This is a genomic window from Pseudomonas sp. P1_A1, assembly GCF_056406935.1.
In genome coordinates this window covers 1-17,503 of record NZ_JBFTZE010000023.1, presented here as the reverse complement: position 1 = coordinate 17,503, position 17,503 = coordinate 1, and the positions used below count along the sequence as shown (strand labels likewise).

General features: G+C 60.5%; 16 protein-coding genes and 1 pseudogene. 8 read left to right on the top strand and 9 right to left on the bottom strand.

Annotated elements, in window-relative coordinates; all coding sequences use genetic code 11:
• Positions 1 to 70: 70 nt before the first annotated feature.
• Complete coding sequence (locus AC1D2Q_RS26085) at positions 71 to 907, bottom strand: hypothetical protein (protein ID WP_477815052.1); 837 nt, start codon at positions 905 to 907, stop codon at positions 71 to 73.
• Between the two features lie 239 nt (positions 908 to 1,146).
• On the opposite strand from AC1D2Q_RS26085, the gene AC1D2Q_RS26080 reads away from it, so the two are divergent.
• The 5 genes from AC1D2Q_RS26080 to AC1D2Q_RS26060 all read left to right on the top strand — a co-directional run bounded on the left by AC1D2Q_RS26080 (position 1,147) and on the right by AC1D2Q_RS26060 (position 6,347).
• A complete protein-coding gene (locus AC1D2Q_RS26080; protein WP_477815051.1) occupies positions 1,147 to 2,172 on the top strand; it encodes a LacI family DNA-binding transcriptional regulator in 1,026 nt (341 codons plus the stop codon).
• Between the two features lie 96 nt (positions 2,173 to 2,268).
• Complete coding sequence (locus tag AC1D2Q_RS26075; RefSeq protein ID WP_477815050.1) at positions 2,269 to 3,051, top strand: sugar phosphate isomerase/epimerase family protein; 783 nt, start codon at positions 2,269 to 2,271, stop codon at positions 3,049 to 3,051.
• A complete protein-coding gene (locus AC1D2Q_RS26070) occupies positions 3,044 to 3,997 on the top strand; it encodes a sugar kinase (protein WP_477815049.1) in 954 nt (317 codons plus the stop codon). Before AC1D2Q_RS26075 ends, AC1D2Q_RS26070 begins: the two co-directional genes overlap by 8 nt.
• Positions 3,998 to 4,058: 61 nt before the next feature.
• Positions 4,059 to 5,357 carry an MFS transporter gene (locus tag AC1D2Q_RS26065; protein ID WP_019649635.1) on the top strand — a complete coding sequence of 433 codons (1,299 nt, stop codon included), beginning with the start codon at positions 4,059 to 4,061 and terminating at the stop codon, positions 5,355 to 5,357.
• 12 nt (positions 5,358 to 5,369) lie between these two features.
• Complete coding sequence (locus AC1D2Q_RS26060; protein ID WP_477815048.1) at positions 5,370 to 6,347, top strand: NAD(P)-dependent oxidoreductase; 978 nt, start codon at positions 5,370 to 5,372, stop codon at positions 6,345 to 6,347.
• Positions 6,348 to 6,397: 50 nt separating this feature from the next.
• Here the strand turns inward: AC1D2Q_RS26060 and AC1D2Q_RS26055 are convergent, their stop codons facing one another.
• The 5 genes and pseudogenes from AC1D2Q_RS26055 to AC1D2Q_RS26035 form a co-directional block, all read right to left on the bottom strand.
• Positions 6,398 to 7,585 (bottom strand): pyridoxal phosphate-dependent aminotransferase, encoded by a 1,188-nt coding sequence (locus tag AC1D2Q_RS26055; RefSeq protein WP_477815047.1) that lies wholly within the window; start codon positions 7,583 to 7,585, stop codon positions 6,398 to 6,400.
• Between the two features lie 40 nt (positions 7,586 to 7,625).
• The gene (locus AC1D2Q_RS26050; RefSeq protein WP_371929189.1) at positions 7,626 to 8,489 is read right to left on the bottom strand and encodes a methyl-accepting chemotaxis protein; all 864 of its coding nucleotides are present in this window, start codon (positions 8,487 to 8,489) and stop codon (positions 7,626 to 7,628) included.
• A pseudogene (locus AC1D2Q_RS26045) lies at positions 8,484 to 9,251 on the bottom strand (MCP four helix bundle domain-containing protein); the annotation flags it as partial. The gene AC1D2Q_RS26050 and the pseudogene AC1D2Q_RS26045, both read right to left, overlap by 6 nt.
• Before the next feature lie 222 nt (positions 9,252 to 9,473).
• Positions 9,474 to 10,622 carry a glycerate kinase gene (locus AC1D2Q_RS26040; protein ID WP_477815046.1) on the bottom strand — a complete coding sequence of 383 codons (1,149 nt, stop codon included), beginning with the start codon at positions 10,620 to 10,622 and terminating at the stop codon, positions 9,474 to 9,476.
• 122 nt (positions 10,623 to 10,744) lie between these two features.
• Positions 10,745 to 11,857 (bottom strand): sugar diacid recognition domain-containing protein, encoded by a 1,113-nt coding sequence (locus tag AC1D2Q_RS26035; RefSeq protein WP_477815045.1) that lies wholly within the window; start codon positions 11,855 to 11,857, stop codon positions 10,745 to 10,747.
• Between the two features lie 169 nt (positions 11,858 to 12,026).
• Here AC1D2Q_RS26035 and AC1D2Q_RS26030 point away from each other — a divergent pair, with 169 nt between their 5' ends.
• On the top strand, positions 12,027 to 13,337 hold the full coding sequence (locus tag AC1D2Q_RS26030) for an MFS transporter (protein WP_477815044.1): 1,311 nt from the start codon (positions 12,027 to 12,029) through the stop codon (positions 13,335 to 13,337).
• Positions 13,338 to 13,576: 239 nt separating this feature from the next.
• On the opposite strand, the gene AC1D2Q_RS26025 is transcribed toward AC1D2Q_RS26030, so the two are convergent.
• The 3 genes from AC1D2Q_RS26025 to AC1D2Q_RS26015 all read right to left on the bottom strand — a co-directional run bounded on the left by AC1D2Q_RS26025 (position 13,577) and on the right by AC1D2Q_RS26015 (position 15,367).
• Positions 13,577 to 13,936 carry a DUF6124 family protein gene (locus AC1D2Q_RS26025; RefSeq protein WP_477815043.1) on the bottom strand — a complete coding sequence of 120 codons (360 nt, stop codon included), beginning with the start codon at positions 13,934 to 13,936 and terminating at the stop codon, positions 13,577 to 13,579.
• Between the two features lie 343 nt (positions 13,937 to 14,279).
• On the bottom strand, positions 14,280 to 14,654 hold the full coding sequence (locus AC1D2Q_RS26020; protein ID WP_477815042.1) for a VOC family protein: 375 nt from the start codon (positions 14,652 to 14,654) through the stop codon (positions 14,280 to 14,282).
• On the bottom strand, positions 14,651 to 15,367 hold the full coding sequence (locus AC1D2Q_RS26015; protein ID WP_477815041.1) for an SDR family oxidoreductase: 717 nt from the start codon (positions 15,365 to 15,367) through the stop codon (positions 14,651 to 14,653). The genes AC1D2Q_RS26020 and AC1D2Q_RS26015 overlap by 4 nt, the downstream gene beginning before the upstream one ends.
• Positions 15,368 to 15,467: 100 nt before the next feature.
• Between AC1D2Q_RS26015 and AC1D2Q_RS26010 the strand changes: the two genes are divergently transcribed.
• Together AC1D2Q_RS26010 and AC1D2Q_RS26005 are read left to right on the top strand one after the other, a co-directional pair.
• Complete coding sequence (locus tag AC1D2Q_RS26010) at positions 15,468 to 16,367, top strand: LysR family transcriptional regulator (protein WP_477815040.1); 900 nt, start codon at positions 15,468 to 15,470, stop codon at positions 16,365 to 16,367.
• 68 nt (positions 16,368 to 16,435) lie between these two features.
• Positions 16,436 to 17,449 (top strand): aldo/keto reductase, encoded by a 1,014-nt coding sequence (locus AC1D2Q_RS26005; RefSeq protein ID WP_018929082.1) that lies wholly within the window; start codon positions 16,436 to 16,438, stop codon positions 17,447 to 17,449.
• The last annotated feature ends 54 nt before the right edge of the window (positions 17,450 to 17,503 follow it).

The window sequence follows — 17,503 nt, the reverse complement described above, 5'->3', positions numbered from 1 at the left end:
CTCATCTACGACCGAACAAACTTCCCGCCCAATTGACAAGCCCCGTCAACCAAACTGCATCCAGAAACATTCAAGCATCGTAATAACAGGGCAGTGATTCGCCGGAAATAACACGATCAATCTTGATCAGTGCTGGCTCGGACTCTGCGATCAACTTTGCCGCTCGATAGAAGCGGTAAATCACGATTGCCGAGGCATTATTTTCCAATGGTTTTATATGTTTGAAAGGAATCAACATATTGAAGCCTTGCGAGTTATCCTCTGTGCTCAGACTCTTCGAGAAACTACCATATGCTTCTTCAACTTCTCCAACACCATTCAAACTAAGATATCCCCGCCACGTCACTACGCATAAATCGCCTGACCTACCGATCAACTGGGGCAAAATGTGTATCCATCCCCCGCCGCTGAGTGCGGGACGAGTCAAGCAATTCCAATACCCCCAGAGAGTGGCATTGAGAAAATTCGCTTCAGGCAGTTTTTGAACAGGCAACTGCGTATGATCGATGGTCAACTTTCTCGGAGGCGCGATATCCGGGTTAGAGTCCGCGTCATTCACCAAATAAGAAATCCAGGCGACCCCATCTTTACTCAATAATGCAGCGCTTAGCGGAATTTCGATTTCACGTAAATTTATCGGATTATATAAATTGTCGTGAATTGTATTTTTAACTCCATCCTGCTCGAAAAACACCTGCAAGCGGTCTGGGTTGTCAGGATCCACTGAGTATTCCGCCCATCTTGGGACTCTGCCAATCGTTCCCTTATGCAGTTGTGGAAGAGGAATATTTCCGTCTACATCAACCGGATCGACGCCATCCACCTTGATGATTTCTGCTAGAACACCATCTCCTATTGACGTGAAGGAGCCAATGGAAGATGTGTTTTCATCCGCGGGCAATGACATTTATTCCTGACCTCGTCATCGTACTTTCGCAAGGGAAATCGATTAACGCAAAAAGCCACTCGTTGGGAGAATTAAACGTTCGATTTCCTAGTCTGCCTACTGTCAAATCTGATAGTTCTGACGACCACCTGTCGGATACACAGGTTCTTCACTCTCGCTACCGAACGAACCTTCACTTGACGCCAACAAAGAAATTGGTGTCTCCTGAAACCGGTTTCAGACAATAAGAAGACTCAACCGTGAACGACTTCTCCGCCGCCCAACGCAGTCGCGTCACCATGCTCGACGTCGCCGAACAAGCCGGCGTCTCCAAGGCCAGCGTCTCGCGCTTCATCGGCGACGACCGCGCCCTGCTCTCCGATGCCATTGCCTTGCGCATCGAAAAAGCGATTAACGAATTGGGCTACCGCCCGAACCAGATGGCCCGCGGCTTGAAACGTGGGCGCACGCGTCTGATCGGCATGTTGGTGGCCGATATCCGGAACCCTTATTCGATTGCCGTGATGCATGGCGTGGAAACCGCCTGCCGTCGGCACGGCTACAGCCTGGTGGTGTGCAACACCGATCGCGATGACGAGCAGGAACGTCAGCACCTGGCGCTGCTGCGCTCGTACAACATCGAAGGCTTGATCGTGAACACCCTCGGCCACCACGTGGATGAGTTGCGCGAATTGCAGCGGGAAATGCCCATGGTGCTGGTGGATCGCAAGGTCGAACAGTTTGATAGCGATCTGGTGGGGCTGGACAATCCTGCCGCCGTTGAAATGGCCCTCGCCCACCTGGAAGAGCGCGGTTATCGCGATGTGCTGATGGTGACGGAGCCATTTGACGGCACCAGTTCACGGATCGAGCGGGTCAGCAGTTTCAAGGCGCAGATTGCGCAACGCCCGGCGCTCTCAGGCACGGTAGTTGAAACCGGCAGCGATCTGACCAGCCGCTTGAAAACCTTCCTGAACACTCCCGGCCCTGGCCCGAAAGCGCTGTTTTGCGCCAACGGCATCGCCGCGCTGGCCGGCACCCATGCGTTGCGTGAATTGCAGTGCAACCTGTTCGAGGATGTCGGGCTGATCGCCCTGGATGATCTGGATTGGTATCCGTTGGTGGGCAGCGGGATTACCGCCCTAGCCCAGCCAACCGAGGACATTGGCGCGAGTGCGTTCGAGTGCTTGCTCAAGCGTTTGCGTGGGGATGACGGGCCGGCGCGGACCCTGGATTTTCCGGCGCGGTTGATCGTGCGTGGGTCGACTCTTGGGCATTTTCGGTGACTGAAAGAACGGCACATCGACCACTGATATTTCTTTGAACATTTTTTTGAACATTTTTTTTGAACAGAAATGAAACCGGTTTCAGAGGTGATAACAATGAACAAACCACCCGTATCCATCAGCCTGTCCAGCTACGGCGCCGAGCTTGTGCGCCAACGTGGCCAAGGCAGTTTCGTCGAGGTGTTGGCCGCGTCCGGTGCCACGCACATTGAATGGCGCGAAGAGCTGCTGACCCTTGAAGACCCCGCGCAATTGGCCGACGCCACGCAATCCCGGGGCCTGGAAAGCGTGTATTCCTCGCCGCTGGAGTTGTGGCTGGCCGGGCAATCGGCGCCCAACCCGGAACTGCTCTCGACCCTGCAACGCGCTGAGGCATTCGGCTCACAATGGCTGAAAGTCTCCCTGGGCTATTTCACCGACAACAACGACCTGCAAACACTGGCGCATGTGTTGCAGCAGAGCCCTGTGCAATTGCTGGTGGAAAACGACCAGACCTTGCACGGCGGTCGCATAGAACCGTTCCAGCGCTTCTTCGCCGACGTCGAGCAGCATCAGTTGCCGATCAAAATGACCTTCGACATCGGCAACTGGCAATGGCAGGACCAATCCGCCGCCAGCGCCGCGCGGTTGCTCGGCCGATATGTTGGCTACGTGCACTGCAAAGCAGTGGCGCGCCGGGCCGACGGCAAACTGGTGGCGGTGCCACCAGCGGCCAATGACTTGCATCTGTGGCAACAATTGCTGCGGCACATGCCCCAAGGGGTGATGCGCGCGGCGGAGTATCCATTGCAAGGCGATGACCTGGTGCAACTGACCACCGAACATGTCGCCACCCTCGCCTGTCTCGGCCAATTACGTCTGGAGAACGCGCATGTCTGAGTTCGATATCCTGTCGTTCGGCGAAACCATGGCGATGTTCGTTGCCGAGCAGAATGGCGATCTGGCCGACGTCGGCCACTTCCACAAGCGCATTGCCGGGGCGGACAGCAACGTCGCCATTGGCTTGTCGCGGTTGGGGTTTAACGTCGCCTGGCTGAGCCGGGTGGGCGCCGATTCTCTCGGCCGGTTCGTCATCGATACGCTGAAGAAAGAAGGCCTGGATTGCAGCCACGTCGACATCGACCCGGCGCACCCCACCGGGTTTCAACTCAAATCCCGCGCAGATGACGGCAGCGATCCGGTGGTCGAGTATTTCCGTCGCGGTTCGGCGGCCAGTCACTTGTCGGTGCAGTCGATTTCCCCGTCGCTGCTCAACGCCCGGCACTTGCATGCCACCGGCATTCCTCCGGCGCTATCCGCGTCGGCCCGGGCAATGTCCTTCGAACTGATGACCCGCATGCGCGATGCCGGGCGCAGCGTGTCGTTCGACCCCAACCTGCGGCCGAGCCTGTGGGCCAGCGAACAACAGATGATCAGCGAGATCAACCGCCTCGCCGCCCTCGCCCATTGGGTACTGCCGGGCTTGAGCGAAGGACGGTTGCTGACCGGTTTCGAAGACCCCGCCGACATCGCGGCGTTTTACCTCGACCAGGGCGCCGAAGCCGTGGCGATCAAGCTTGGCCCGCACGGCGCGTATTACCGAACCCACCAGGACGAAGGTTTCGTTGCAGGCGTGCCCGTGGCAACGGTGGTCGATACGGTCGGTGCCGGCGACGGGTTTGCCGTCGGCCTGATCAGCGCCCTGCTGGAAAACCACAGCGTCGCCCAAGCCGTGCAGCGTGCCAACTGGATCGGCAGCCGCGCGGTGCAGAGCCGGGGGGATATGGAGGGGTTACCTACCCGAGCCGAAATGTATGCCGACTTGCCCGCGATGAGGTCTGCATAGTCACCACCGCATTTAAACCGTTACCTGCTGCGACAAAAACAACAAGCTCAGGAGCATCACTATGAAAACCGCAACACTGGCCACCCGCCGCTGGTGGTACATCATGCCCATCGTGTTCATCACCTACAGCCTGGCGTATCTGGACCGCGCCAACTATGGGTTCGCCGCCGCCTCCGGGATGGCCAAGGACCTGATGATCACCCCGGGGTTGTCTTCCCTGCTCGGCGCACTGTTCTTCCTCGGCTATTTCTTCTTCCAGATTCCGGGCGCGATCTACGCCCAGAAGCACAGCGTGAAAAAGCTGATTTTCGTCAGCCTGATTCTCTGGGGTGCCCTGGCGACCTTGACCGGGATCGTCTCCAACGCCTACTGGCTGATCGTCATTCGTTTCATGCTCGGAGTGGTCGAAGCGGCGGTGATGCCGGCGATGCTGGTGTACCTGTGCCACTGGTTCACCCGTGCCGAACGCTCGCGCGCCAACACCTTCCTCATCCTCGGCAACCCGGTGACGATGCTGTGGATGTCGGTGGTCTCGGGCTACCTGATCCAGCATTTCAGCTGGCGCTGGATGTTCATCATCGAAGGCTTGCCGGCAGTGTTGTGGGCGTTTATCTGGTGGCGTCTGGCCGATGACCGTCCGGCTCAGGCCAAGTGGCTCAACGACCAGGAAAAGCAGGACCTGGAAAGTGCCTTGGCCGCCGAACAGGTGGGCATCAAAGCGGTGAAAAACTACGCAGAAGCTTTTCGCTCGCCAAAAGTAATCATCCTCGCCTTGCAGTTCTTCTGCTGGAGCATCGGCGTCTACGGTTTCGTGCTGTGGCTGCCGTCGATCCTCAAGGCCGGCGCGCAAATGGACATGATCGAAGCCGGCTGGCTGTCGGCATTGCCGTACCTGGCGGCAGTGATCGGCATGCTGTTGGTGTCCTGGGGCTCGGACAAACTGCAAAAGCGCAAACGCTTCGTCTGGCCGCCGCTGCTGATCGCCTCGATTGCGTTCTACGGTTCCTACGCGCTGGGTGCTGAACATTTCTGGTGGTCCTACACCCTGCTGGTGATTGCCGGTGCCTGCATGTACGCCCCGTACGGGCCGTTCTTCGCCATCGTTCCGGAAATCCTCCCGGCCAACGTGGCCGGTGGTGCGATGGCGTTGATCAACAGCATGGGCGCGCTCGGGTCGTTTGGCGGCTCTTATCTGGTCGGTTACCTGAACAGCTCCACCGGATCGCCCGGTGCGTCTTATCTGCTGATGAGCGGCGCGTTGCTGGTGTCGGTGGTGCTGACGATTTTCCTCAAGCCCGGCGCCAGTGACCGGGTCGTGGCCAAAGCCGCCGCGCCCCGGCCGGTGCCGGCTCATTCCTGAATGGATGTTGATATGAAAAAGCAGGTTGTGCTGTACAAGAAACTCTCGCCGCTGCTGATGGCGCGCTTGCATGAGCAGACCGAGGTGACACTGATCGACAGCCTCGACGCCGAAGGCCTGGCCAAGCTGCGCCAGGCCCTGCCCCGCGCCCAAGGGTTGCTTGGCGCCAGTCTGAAACTCGATGCCGGGTTGCTGGACCTGGCGCCGAACCTGGAAGCGATTGCCAGTGTGTCCGTCGGCGTCGACAATTACGACATCGACTACCTGACCGAACGGCGGATCCTGCTCAGCAACACCCCCGATGTGTTGACCGAGACCACCGCCGACACCGGTTTCGCGCTGATTCTGGCCACCGCCCGACGCGTGGTGGAACTGGCGAACATGGTTCGTGCCGGCCAGTGGAACCGCAACATTGGCCCGGCGCATTTTGGTAGCGATGTACACGGCAAAACGCTGGGCATCATCGGCATGGGGCGGATTGGCGAAGCGTTGGCGCAGCGTGGGCATTTCGGTTTTGGCATGCCGGTTCTGTATCACAGCCATTCGCCGAAACCGGCGGTGGAGCAGCGCTTCAATGCGCAATACTGCAGCCTGACCGAGTTGTTACAGCAGGCCGACTTCATTTGCCTGACCTTGCCGCTGACCGCCGAAACCGAAAAGCTGATCGGCGCCAGGGAGTTCGCCTTGATGCGCCCGCAGAGCATCTTTATCAATATTTCACGGGGTAAGGTAGTGGACGAAGCGGCGTTGATCGAGGCGTTGCAGCAGAACCGGATTCGCGCCGCCGGGCTGGATGTGTTCGAGCGCGAACCGCTGAGTAATGACTCGCCACTGTTGCAGTTGAACAATGTGGTGGCGACGCCGCATATCGGTTCGGCGACCCATGAAACGCGGGAGGCGATGGCGACTTGCGCGGTCGAAAATTTGTTGGCGGCGTTGGCGGGTGAGCGGCCGGTGAATCTGGTGAATACCGGAGCGTGGAAGGGGTAAGGAATTGATCGTTCTCACGCTCGCGTGGGAACGATCATGAAATGGCTTGATCAGGCCCGTCGCATCTGCAGCAAATCCGCCGCACAGGACGCAATTCGCCGACACGCCTCCGCCAGCTTCACCTGGTCCACCACCAGCCCGATGCGTATGTGCCCCGCCGCACTCGGCCCGAAGGCTTCGCCGGCCAGCACCGACACGCCATAACCTTCCAGTAGCCGCTCGGCAAAATCCTGGGCGCCGAGCCCGGTCTGGCGCACATCGAGCATCACAAACATCCCGCCATCGGGCTTGATCGGCCGGATACCGGGGCAACCGCTCAACCTCGCGCACACCAGATCGCGTCGCTGGCGATACTCCTCACGCATCAGTGCCACTTCCGGCAAATCCTTATCGAGTGCCGCTTGCGCGGCTTTCTGAACGAAATCCGGAATGCCGAACAGCATGCACAACGACAGATGCATCACATGATCGGCCAGTGGTTTCGGGCCGATCATCCAGCCTACCCGCCAGCCAGTCATGGCATGGGATTTGGACAAACTGTTGAGGGTCGCGGTGCGCTCGGCCATACCCGGCAGGCTCGCCGGGCTGATGTGCTCGCCCTCATACAGCAAGTCGCTGTAGACCTCGTCGCTGATCAGCCAGAGGTCATGCTGCACACACAGCGCCGCCAGTTCCTGCCAGCTTTTCAAGGAGAGGCTGGCGCCGGAGGGATTGTTCGGACTGTTGAGCAGAATGACCCGGGTTTTAGCGGTGATCAGCGCCGCGACATCCGCCGGCTTGACCCGAAAGCCGTTCTCCGGACGCACCGCCACCGGCACCACGCTCGCCCCGCAGGCGCCGAACACGCCTTCGTAGGTGACGTACATCGGCTCGGCGACGATCACTTCGTCACCCGGATCAAGCAGGCACTGCGCAACCGAATACACCGCGCATTGAGCGCCGGGCAGCACGATCACATGGTCGGCGTCCACCTCCTGGCCGCTGCGCTGCCGATGACGGCTGGCGATGCTGCTACGCAGTGTGCGGCTGCCGCGTACATCCGAATAATGGGTGTCGCCGGCCAGCAGGCTGTCGATGGCCGCGTGGACGATCGGCAGCGGTGTATCGAAATCCGGGTCGCCGACCGACAGCAGCAGCACGTCGACGCCCTGCTCGCGCAATTCCAGCGCTCGATCGTGAATCTTCCAGGCTGCCGCTCCATCACCGTCGATTCGTTGGGTCAAGGCTGAATAGCGCATGTACTTCTCCTAACGCGCGAGTTCCAGTTTCAACCCTATCTCAAATCACGAAACGCGCCACCATTGCGTTCAAATCTACCGCCAGTCGTGACAGTTCATGGGTGGCGGCGCTGGTCTGGTTGGCACCGGCGGCCGATTGGGTGGCCAGGTCGCGGATGTTGACCAGATTGCGGTCGACTTCACGGGACACCTGGGCCTGTTCTTCCGAGGCGCTGGCGATCACCAGGTTGCGTTCATTGATCAGCTGAATCGATGAAGTGATCTGTTCCAGGGCGACACCTGCCGCACGGGCCATTTCCAGGGTGCTTTGGGTGCGCTGATTGCTTTGCTGCATCGACGAAACCGCTTCACCGGTACCGTTCTGAATGCCGGCCACCATTTTCTCGATTTCCTGGGTCGATTGCGCAGTGCGATGGGCCAACGCCCGGACCTCGTCCGCCACCACCGCAAAGCCACGCCCAGCCTCCCCGGCACGGGCCGCTTCGATGGCGGCGTTGAGGGCCAGCAGGTTGGTCTGCTCGGCGATGGCGCGGATCACGTCCAGCACTTTGCCGATGTCGCGGCCCTGAGCGGCCAGGCCTTCGATCATCAACGCGGTGTTTTGCACGTCGTGGGTCATGGTCTGAATCGCGTCGACGGTTTCCACCACCCGGTCACGACCCTCACGGGCAGCGGCGGTCGACTGGTTCGAGGCTTCGGAGGTCGACACCGCGTTGCGTGCCACTTCTTCCACGGCGGCGGTCATTTCGTTGACGGCAGTGGCGGCCTGCTCGATTTCGTTGTTCTGCTGTTGCAGGCCACGGGACGCTTCTTGCGTCACGGTGCTGAGTTCTTCGGCGGCGGCGCCCAGTTGCGTCGCGGAGCCGGCGATCTGCTCGATGGTCTTGCGCAGGTTCGTCTGCATGGTGGCCAAGGCGCCGAGCAAACGGGCCGGTTCGTCCTTGCCGTCGATGGCGATGGCTTTGGTCAGGTTGCCGTCGGCAATGGTTTGCGCAGCCTGCACTGCACGGTTCAACGGCTCGACGATGCTGCGGGTCAGCAGCCAGGCCAGTAGCACGGTCATCAGGGCAGCAAGCACCGAGACCACGATGATGCCATTGGTAGCAAAGGCGTACTGGTCGTTGGCCTCGGCGTCGGCCGCGGTCGCGTCAGCCTTGTTGATGGCGATCAGCGTGTTCAACTGCTCGCCCATCTGGTCGGTGCCTTCCTTGATCCGGGTGTTGATCAGGTTGCGCATTTCATCCGGTTTGTTCTGGCGCGAAAGCTCCATCATCTCGCGCAGGGCTTGCAGGTATTTGTCCAGCGTGGCCGAGAATGTCTTGAATAACGCCGCTTCTTCACCGCCGGCCGGCAATGCCGCATAACTTGCCTGCGCTTGCTTGACCTTGTCAACCAGCACCCCGATTCGGGTTTCGGCTTCTTGCAGGCTCGCGGGCTCACGGTTCACCAGAACCCGGAACGAGAGAATACGCAGACGCAGCACGTTTTCGGTCATGACACCCAGGAAGCCGACGCTGGGTAGCTGATTGCTTTGCATGTCCACGGAGGCCTGGCGGATGATCGTCATGCGGTTCACGGCAAACACACCCAGCACAATGACCAGCAGGGCAATGAAGGCGAAACCGAGGAAAGCTCGAGGCGCGATATTCAGATTACGCAGTGACATAGGATGATCTCGGTAATTGAGGCGGCGAGCATCCTTGCGGTAATCACTGGCGGGCGGGCGATGGCGCGCACCTTTCAGTTTGGCGCCACTGTTGTAATAGGTTTGTGTACGCCTATTGGCTGTATCGGCCGGGGTTTAGGATTTTTGCAGGGGGCTGGAGAAATATTTTTCAAACGTGTAGCAGCTGCCGAGCCTGCGAGGCTGCTGCTACTGGGAATGGTGTCAGTTCTGGATTTTGCGGGCGGCCACTCGCCAAACCCGCGCGATATCGCTGGCGCGCTCACGCAGCAATCGCGGCGCCTCGGCGCAGGCCTGCTCCAGGGTCATCGGCCCGCTTGCCAATGCAAACGCCGCGTCGATGCCATGCTCGTACAGAGCTTGATACCCCTCGCCCAAGGTGCCGGCCATGACGATGACCGGCACGCCGTGCTGCCGTGCAATGCGTGCCACGCCAAACGGGGTTTTGCCGCGCAATGTCTGGGCATCGAAACGGCCTTCGCCGGTGATCACCAGGTCGGCGCCTTTGACCGCTTCGGCCAGCCCCACCAGTTCGGCGACCACTTCCACACCGGCCTGGAATTGCGCGCCGAGAAACGCCTTCGCGGCAAACCCCAGACCGCCCGCCGCGCCACTGCCCGGTTCATCGCGCACGTCTTTGTCCAGGGCTTGCGCGCAGTGCTCGGCGAAGTGCCCAAGAGCGAGGTCCAGTTGCTGGACTTGCTCGGGCGACGCACCTTTCTGTGGGCCGAAAATCGCTGACGCCCCCTGAGGGCCGCACAGTGGATTATTGACGTCGGCGGCGATGTCGAAACGCACGCCGGCCAGACGCGGATCAATGTCGCTCAAATCGAGACGGGCCAGTTGCGCCAGCGCCAGACCACCCGGCGCCAGGGTTTGGCCCTGGGCATCCAGCAGTTTCACCCCCAAGGCCTGCATCGCCCCGGCGCCGCCGTCGTTGGTGGCGCTGCCGCCAATCGCCAGAATCACTCGTTGCGCCCCGGCATCGAGCGCAGCGCGGATCAATTCGCCGGTGCCGAAGGTGCTGCTGGTACAGGCATCGCGCAGGTTCGGCGGCACCCGTTGCAGGCCACTGGCCTCGGCCATTTCGATGAGCGCGGTATGACTCTGCGGCAACCAGCCCCAGGCCGCATCGACCGTGGCGCCCAACGGCCCGCGAACACGGGTGCGGCGCAGTTCGCCGYCGCACGCGGCCAGAATCGACTCGACCGTGCCTTCGCCACCATCAGCCATCGGGCACTTGAGCAATTGTGCATCTGGCCAAACCTGCGCCAACCCCAGCGCAATGGCCTCGGCCACACCCTGGGCACTCAGGCTATCCTTGAACGAATCGGGGGCAATGACGATCTTCATGCGAATTCTCCAGTTCCAATGCGTCCATGCTGCCAGCAGGCCTGAACAATAACGCCGGTCCGCTGCACAAGCGGTCGTGAGGATTATTGTTCAATTTCACAAAACCCCACGTCGTTTGCGTGTCAGTCAGTTTGTGGCAGGAGCTGGACGCCGAGGTAGAGCGCGAGCATTCCGTCGAGCTTCAGCGGGTCGACGCCGCTGAGTTCGGCGATTCGCTCCATGCGGTAGCGCAAACTGTTGCGGTGGATGCCCAGGGCGTCGGCGCAGGCCTGGCTCTGGCCGTCGTGTTCGCACCAACTGCGCAGGGTTGCCAGCAATTGCCCGTTACCGTCCTTGGCGATGACTTTGCGCAGCGGCCTCAGCAGTTCATCCAGCGCATCGTCGTCGCGGTGCCGCCAGAGCATCACCGGCAGCCGATAACGGTTCAGGATCAACAAGCGCGAATGCGGCAACACATCGCGCCCGTAAGCCAGCAAATCGCCGACCCGCCGATAGCAGCGACGCAACCCCGACAAGCCGTCGGCCTGCCCGCCCACGGCAATGCGCAAAATGTTCCAGCCCAGGCCATCGAGTTTTTCCAGCAGCCGTTCATTCTCAACGGTTGGCGTCGCCGGGCGGCACCAGAGCAACGAAGATTTGGCCGAGCTCACGCACCAACTGTCCGGGTAGCGCGACATCAACCAGGCGCTGAGCGTTTCGACGGTCTGGCTCGGGCCGTGTTCGATGCCCAACTCGAACAGATACGGCACCCGTGTCAGCTGCGGCTTGAGCCCCAGTTGCTGCGCTTCGTCCAGTAACCGTGGCGAATCCCCCGCTTCGCTCAACAGCAATGCCAGCAGATCGTCGCACCGTTGGCGCCGCCATTGCTGCTCGGCCTGCTGATTGCGCTGGGCCACCAGCATCTCGGCGGTCATGCGCACCAGTTCGGCGTAGGTGCGCAATTGCTCCGGTTCGCCGGTAATGCCCAACACACCGATCAAACGCTGATCGAGCAACAGCGGCAGATTGATGCCCGGCTGCACGCCTTTGAGATGGATCGCCGTTTGCGCGTCGATCTCCACCACCCGCCCGTTGGCCAGCACCAGTTGTGCGCCTTCGTGACGGGTGTTGATGCGCTCCGGCTCGCCGCTGCCGAGAATCAGCCCCTGACTGTCCATGACATTGACGTTGTACGGCAGGATGGCCATCGCCCGGTCGACGATGTCCTGGGCCAGGTCGTGATCGAGTTCGAACATAGCGCGGATCCTTGAAAACGTGATGGGACGGGTTGTTCACCCGCACAGGCCAGGGTCGCAAACCCTGTGCTCAGGCACAAAGACAACCACCCAAGGGGTGGCCGAGACTCACCGGGCGACCAACGTTACCCTTGCGTCGCAAAAAATCATAATAAAGAGAGAGCCCGCCATGTCACAGAGCGCCACCGCTACCCTGGCCAACGCTGACGACAAGAACGCCGTCTACAAACGCATTACCCTGCGTTTGATCCCCTTCATCTTCATCTGCTACCTGTTCAACTACCTCGACCGGGTGAACGTCGGGTTTGCCAAACTGCAGATGCTCGACGCGCTGAAATTCAGCGAAACCGTGTACGGCCTCGGCGCCGGGATTTTCTTTATCGGCTACGTACTGTGCGGTGTACCGAGCAACCTGGCCCTGAGCAAATTCGGCCCGCGCCGCTGGATCGCGCTGATGATGATGACTTGGGGCGCGCTCTCGACGTGTTTGCTGTTCGTCACCACACCCACCGAGTTCTACACCCTGCGCCTGTTTACCGGTGCCGCCGAAGCCGGGTTCTTCCCGGGTGTGGTGCTTTACCTTTCGCAGTGGTTCCCGACCTTCCGCCGTGGCCGCATCATGGCACTGTTCATGTCGGCGATCCCGGTATCCGGTTTGCTGGGCAGCCCGTTTTCCGGCTGGATCCTCAATCATTTTGGCGCAGGCCAGGCGGGTCTGGCGGGCTGGCAGTGGATGTTCCTGCTGCAAGGCATTCCGACCGTGATCCTCGGTGCCCTCGCCTATTTCCTGCTCAGCGACAGTTACGCCAACGCCAAGTGGCTGACCCCGTACGAGCGTTCGGTGCTTGAAGCCGACCACGCAGAAGACCTGGCCAGTAAACCGAAAACCACCACTGACTCCTTGCGGGCAGTGTTCAAGAACCCGGCGATCTGGGCCTTTGGATTGATCTACTTCTGCATCCAGAGCGGTGTTTACGCGATTAACTTCTGGCTGCCGTCGATCATCAAGAACCTGGGTTTCAGCGACAACCTGGTGATTGGCTGGTTGAGCGCGATTCCGTACCTGTTGGCGGCGGTGTTCATGTTGATGGTCGGGCGTTCGGCGGACTTGCGCAAAGAACGTCGCTGGCACCTGGTGGTGCCGATGCTGATGGGTGCGGTCGGTCTGTTGATTGCGGTGAACTTCGCGACCACCCCAGCCATTGCAATCCTCGGCCTGACCCTCGCCACCATGGGCGCCCTCACCGGCTTGCCGATGTTCTGGCCGGTGCCGACGGCGATGCTCAGCGCCGGTGCGGCGGCCGGTGGCTTGGCGCTGATCAACTCCATGGGGCAGATGGCGGGTTTCCTTAGCCCGTATCTGGTGGGTTGGGTCAAGGACAGCACCGGGTCCACCGATGCGGCGTTGTACCTGCTGGCGGGTGTGATTGTGTGTGGGAGTTTGCTGGCGTTGCGCATGACCCGGACGTTGCGGGTTTAAGGTTCAGTGAAAACAAAAACGGCCCTCCCGGGCCGTTTCTCATTCCATGCATTCGCAATTGCTTCTGTGGCGAGGGAGCTTGCTCCCGCTGGGTTGCGAAGCGACCCCAATCCCGGTGATCGCGGTTTTTCAGACATACCGCATGCCCAGGCTTTGCGACTGCTGCGCAGCCGAGCGGGACGGTGCGGCGATCCGACAAGCTCCCTCGCCACAAGGAGTGCTCTCACTACAGACTTTCGTCAGCCTTGCGGATCGAGGTTATCCAGCACCCGGTTGACGGCCAGTTCCCCAAGCATGACCACCGATTGAATCCCCAGCATCATGTTGCGATGCGGCATGTCCATCAGCCCGGCGAACTCACTAAGCATCATGCTCGCTGACGCCAGGGTTTCGCAGGCGTTGACCAGCAGGGTTTCGTTATCGACTTTCTCACCGACATGGTAAATGGTGCTGGGTTTGCGCTTGGTGGCTTTGGGGGTGGGCGGTTTGAGGTAATGGTCGAGGGCGCGCTCGGCGGCTTCGTTGAGTTTTTTGGAATCGGGGGTTTCGTAGGGGGAAACGTCGTCCGCTTCTGGTGGATTTGGCGTTGGTTTGAACATAGATGAAACTCCTAAAGCGCTTAAAAGGAGCCATCACCCTCGCTACCAAACGATGGGTGGAGGCCATACGCAGGTTGGTAGACCGGGCTCTAGGAAAACGGCGCACCCGAAGGTGCCCTGCGCATGACCACCATAAAGACGAGACGAAAAGGCTCGGCAAAAGGCAGTGCTTTGCAATTAGAGACCCGGGCTACCAAACCCGATCGCTGTTTTTCAGCGACGGGGAAACGATAAAACCCAGGCCCAAGGCGCACAAGCCGGCGGATTCTGGCGCAGTCGTAGGCAGCGGCGCAAGAATATGTAGCCTTAGTGAGTATCTGGAAATGTCTTTTAAACATCGTCCTTAAACGCCCACCAGACTCCCCGCCTTGGCATCCAGCTCAATCACCAAACCACCCGGCATCTGCACGAAAATCTGCCAGATCCCGTCCTCCGGCACCTGCGCCACCTGATACGGCAAGCCACTGGCCTGCACCCGCTGCAACACCGTCGCGGCCTCCTCATCGGTGCGAAAGGCAATGTGGCTCAACGCCGTCTCATCGAACGTCGGCTGTTCGATCACATGCACCAGCGCCTGCGCATCCTGATACAACCAGCGTCCGGGGAACGGAAACGGCGGACGGCGTCCCGGCGCCAATCCCAACAACGAACCGAAGGCCTCCTGCAACGGTTGCCCGTCGGGGGTGTTGAAGGCCAGATGATCAAAGTGCCAACTCATAGCAACCCTCCTCCGTCGACGTCGATGACGGTGCCGCTGATGAAGCCGTTTTCCATGGCCAGAATAAACGCCGCCGCCAGATCTTGCGGGGTGCCGACCCGGCCCACCGGCAATGCGGCGGCGGTACGGGCAAACATCGCGGCGCGTTGCGCTTCGTCCATGCCGGCGTAAGCCTCGGTGTCAGTTACGCCAGGGCTTACAACGTTGACCCGGCGCGGTGCCAGTTCCTTGGCCAGTTGCTTGCCCAAAGCCTCCAGCGCCGCATTCAAGGTGGTTTTGATGAACTGCCCGGCGACGAATTTGCGCGACAACAGACCCGAGGTCAGCGTGATGCTGCCACGTGCGCTCAGGTATGGCAGCGCGACCTGGATCGCCCGCAGCGCGCCCCAGAATTTGACATCGAAGGCCTGTTGGGCGTGCTGCAAATCGCTGTCAGCCAACGGTTTGGCACTCACACTCGGACCGGCCGTGATCACCAGATGATCGAAAGGGCCGATACGCTCGAACAGCTGTCGCAACGACGATTCATCAGTGACGTCCGCCGCTTCGTGTCGAGTCTTTGCATCATGGTCGACCGCTGGCTGGCGGCGACTCACCGCCACCGCAAGGGCTCCACGCTCGGCTGCGGCCCGGGCGACGGCTGCGCCTATTCCGCTGCTGCCACCGATCACCACGACGGTCTGATTGTGCAAGCAAGCGTTGAGTTGTGTCATGAGCCGATCTCCGGTCGAGTTAGGGAGATTCAATCTTCTCCGGTTGCCAATCGAAGAAAAATCCCGGTAAATCAGAAGGATCTTTAAAGGATTTTTACCAATGAGCTCGATTCTCGATCTGGAGATCTTCGTTCGCACCGCCGATTCCGGCAGCATTTCCGCCGCCGCCCGCGCCCTAGAGCTGACCCCCGCCGCTGCCAGCATCGCCCTCAAACGCCTGGAAACCCGCCTCGGCATTCGCTTGCTGGCCCGTTCCACGCGAAGCATGCGCCTGACCGAAGAAGGCCGGCGCTACCTGGATAGCGTGCGCCTGGCACTGGCCGCGCTGGCCGAAGGTGAGCAGGCGCTCAAGCAACAAACCCAAGGCTTGAGTGGTGTGCTGCAACTGGCCGCGCCATCGGACTTCGGGCGCAACGTGCTGTTGCCGTGGCTCGACGACTTCAAACGCGAGCATCCGCACATTCAATTTCAGCTACTGCTCAACGATCGCCATGCCGATCTGTTCCGCGAGACGGTCGATGTGGCTCTGCGCTTCGGTGTGCCGAGTGACTCGACGTTGGTGGCGCTGCCGATTCTGCCGCAGCATCGCCGCGTGGCCTGCGCCAGCCCCGAGTATCTGGCCCGGTGCGGCGTGCCGTTAACCCCGGCGGAACTGAGCGAACACAGCGCCCTTCTCTACCTGCGCAATGGCCGACCCTACAACCATTGGCGTTTCAGCCGTGGCGATGAGGTGCTGGAGGTTGATGTGCACGGCGACTACCTCAGCGACGACGGCGAAGTTGCCCGCCGCTGGGCCTTGGCCGGGCATGGCATCGCCTACAAGGCCTGGCTCGACGTCGCCGCCGATGTGCAGGCCGGGCGGCTGGTGACGCTGTTCGATGACTGGCAAGGCGAAAGCGTGCCATTCAATTTGCTCTGCCCGCATCGGGTGCAGGTTTCGGAGCGGGTCAAGGTGTTGCAAACGTTCTTGCAGGAGCGTTGTGAGGCACTGCGTCGATAATTCAGATTGCTCCGCGCAGCGGTTCTGGTATTTGATTAGGGCTTTCTGACCGGTAAAAGGATTTCGTCATGAGCTATCGCACGCTGGGTCATTCGGGTTTACAGGTGTCGACCCTCACATTGGGCACCATGATGTTCGGCGAACAGACCAGCACCGAAGATTCCCTGCGGATCATCGGCAAGGCCTGGGACCAGGGCATCAACTTCATCGACACCGCGGACGTGTACACCAATGGCCGCTCCGAAGAGATCGTCGGCGAAGCGATCGCCAGCCACCGCCACGAATGGGTGCTCGCCACCAAGGTCGGCTTCGGTCCGGTGGACGGTGTGCCGAACCGCAGCGGTTTGAGCCGCAAGCACCTGTTCAATGGCATCGACGCCAGCCTGACGCGGTTGGGCACCGATTATCTGGACATCTATTACCTGCACCGCGAAGACCACAACACGCCGCTGGAAGTCACGGTGTCGGCCATCGGCGATCTGATTCGTCAGGGCAAGATCCGCTACTGGGGCCTGTCGAACTATCGCGGCTGGCGCATCGCCGAGGTGATTCGTTTGGCCGACAAACTCGGCGTCGACAGGCCGGTGATCAGCCAGCCGCTGTACAACATCGTCAACCGTCAGGCGGAAACCGAGCAGATCACCGCCGCGCAAAACTATGGCCTCGGCGTGGTGCCTTACAGTCCGCTGGCGCGCGGTGTGCTCAGCGGCAAGTACGCGCCGGATGTGACACCGGACGCCAACAGCCGCGCCGGTCGCCAGGACAAACGCATCCTGGAAACCGAATGGCGGGTTGAGTCTTTGCGCATTGCCCAGCAGATCCAGCAATACACCCGGGACCGTGGCGTGGGCATCGTTGAGTTCGCCATCGCCTGGGTGCTGAACAACAGCGCCGTCACCTCGGCCATCGTCGGCCCGCGCACCGAAGAACAGTGGGACGGGTACACCAAGGCGCAGGCGGTGAAAATCACGGCGGAAGATGAAGCCTTTATCGATTCGCTGGTGACACCGGGGCACGCGTCGACGCCGGGGTTCAATGATGTGAGCCATTTTGTGCCGGGACGCAAACCGCGTTCGGCTTGAGGTTTGTCGCGGGCAGGCTCGATTTGTGTCCATCCCGGTCGTGTCCGGTCGTGT

Coding starts and splice junctions, on each gene's coding strand:
- AC1D2Q_RS26030 (WP_477815044.1), top strand. CDS start 12,027: ATGTCACAGAGCGCCACCGCTACCCTGGCCAACGCTGACGACAAGAAC.
- AC1D2Q_RS26055 (WP_477815047.1), bottom strand. CDS start 7,585: ATGCGCTATTCAGCCTTGACCCAACGAATCGACGGTGATGGAGCGGCA.
- AC1D2Q_RS26035 (WP_477815045.1), bottom strand. CDS start 11,857: ATGTTCGAACTCGATCACGACCTGGCCCAGGACATCGTCGACCGGGCG.
- AC1D2Q_RS26025 (WP_477815043.1), bottom strand. CDS start 13,936: ATGTTCAAACCAACGCCAAATCCACCAGAAGCGGACGACGTTTCCCCC.
- AC1D2Q_RS26005 (WP_018929082.1), top strand. CDS start 16,436: ATGAGCTATCGCACGCTGGGTCATTCGGGTTTACAGGTGTCGACCCTC.
- AC1D2Q_RS26075 (WP_477815050.1), top strand. CDS start 2,269: ATGAACAAACCACCCGTATCCATCAGCCTGTCCAGCTACGGCGCCGAG.
- AC1D2Q_RS26070 (WP_477815049.1), top strand. CDS start 3,044: ATGTCTGAGTTCGATATCCTGTCGTTCGGCGAAACCATGGCGATGTTC.
- AC1D2Q_RS26060 (WP_477815048.1), top strand. CDS start 5,370: ATGAAAAAGCAGGTTGTGCTGTACAAGAAACTCTCGCCGCTGCTGATG.
- AC1D2Q_RS26010 (WP_477815040.1), top strand. CDS start 15,468: ATGAGCTCGATTCTCGATCTGGAGATCTTCGTTCGCACCGCCGATTCC.
- AC1D2Q_RS26050 (WP_371929189.1), bottom strand. CDS start 8,489: ATGCAGACGAACCTGCGCAAGACCATCGAGCAGATCGCCGGCTCCGCG.
- AC1D2Q_RS26020 (WP_477815042.1), bottom strand. CDS start 14,654: ATGAGTTGGCACTTTGATCATCTGGCCTTCAACACCCCCGACGGGCAA.
- AC1D2Q_RS26015 (WP_477815041.1), bottom strand. CDS start 15,367: ATGACACAACTCAACGCTTGCTTGCACAATCAGACCGTCGTGGTGATC.
- AC1D2Q_RS26085 (WP_477815052.1), bottom strand. CDS start 907: ATGTCATTGCCCGCGGATGAAAACACATCTTCCATTGGCTCCTTCACG.
- AC1D2Q_RS26065 (WP_019649635.1), top strand. CDS start 4,059: ATGAAAACCGCAACACTGGCCACCCGCCGCTGGTGGTACATCATGCCC.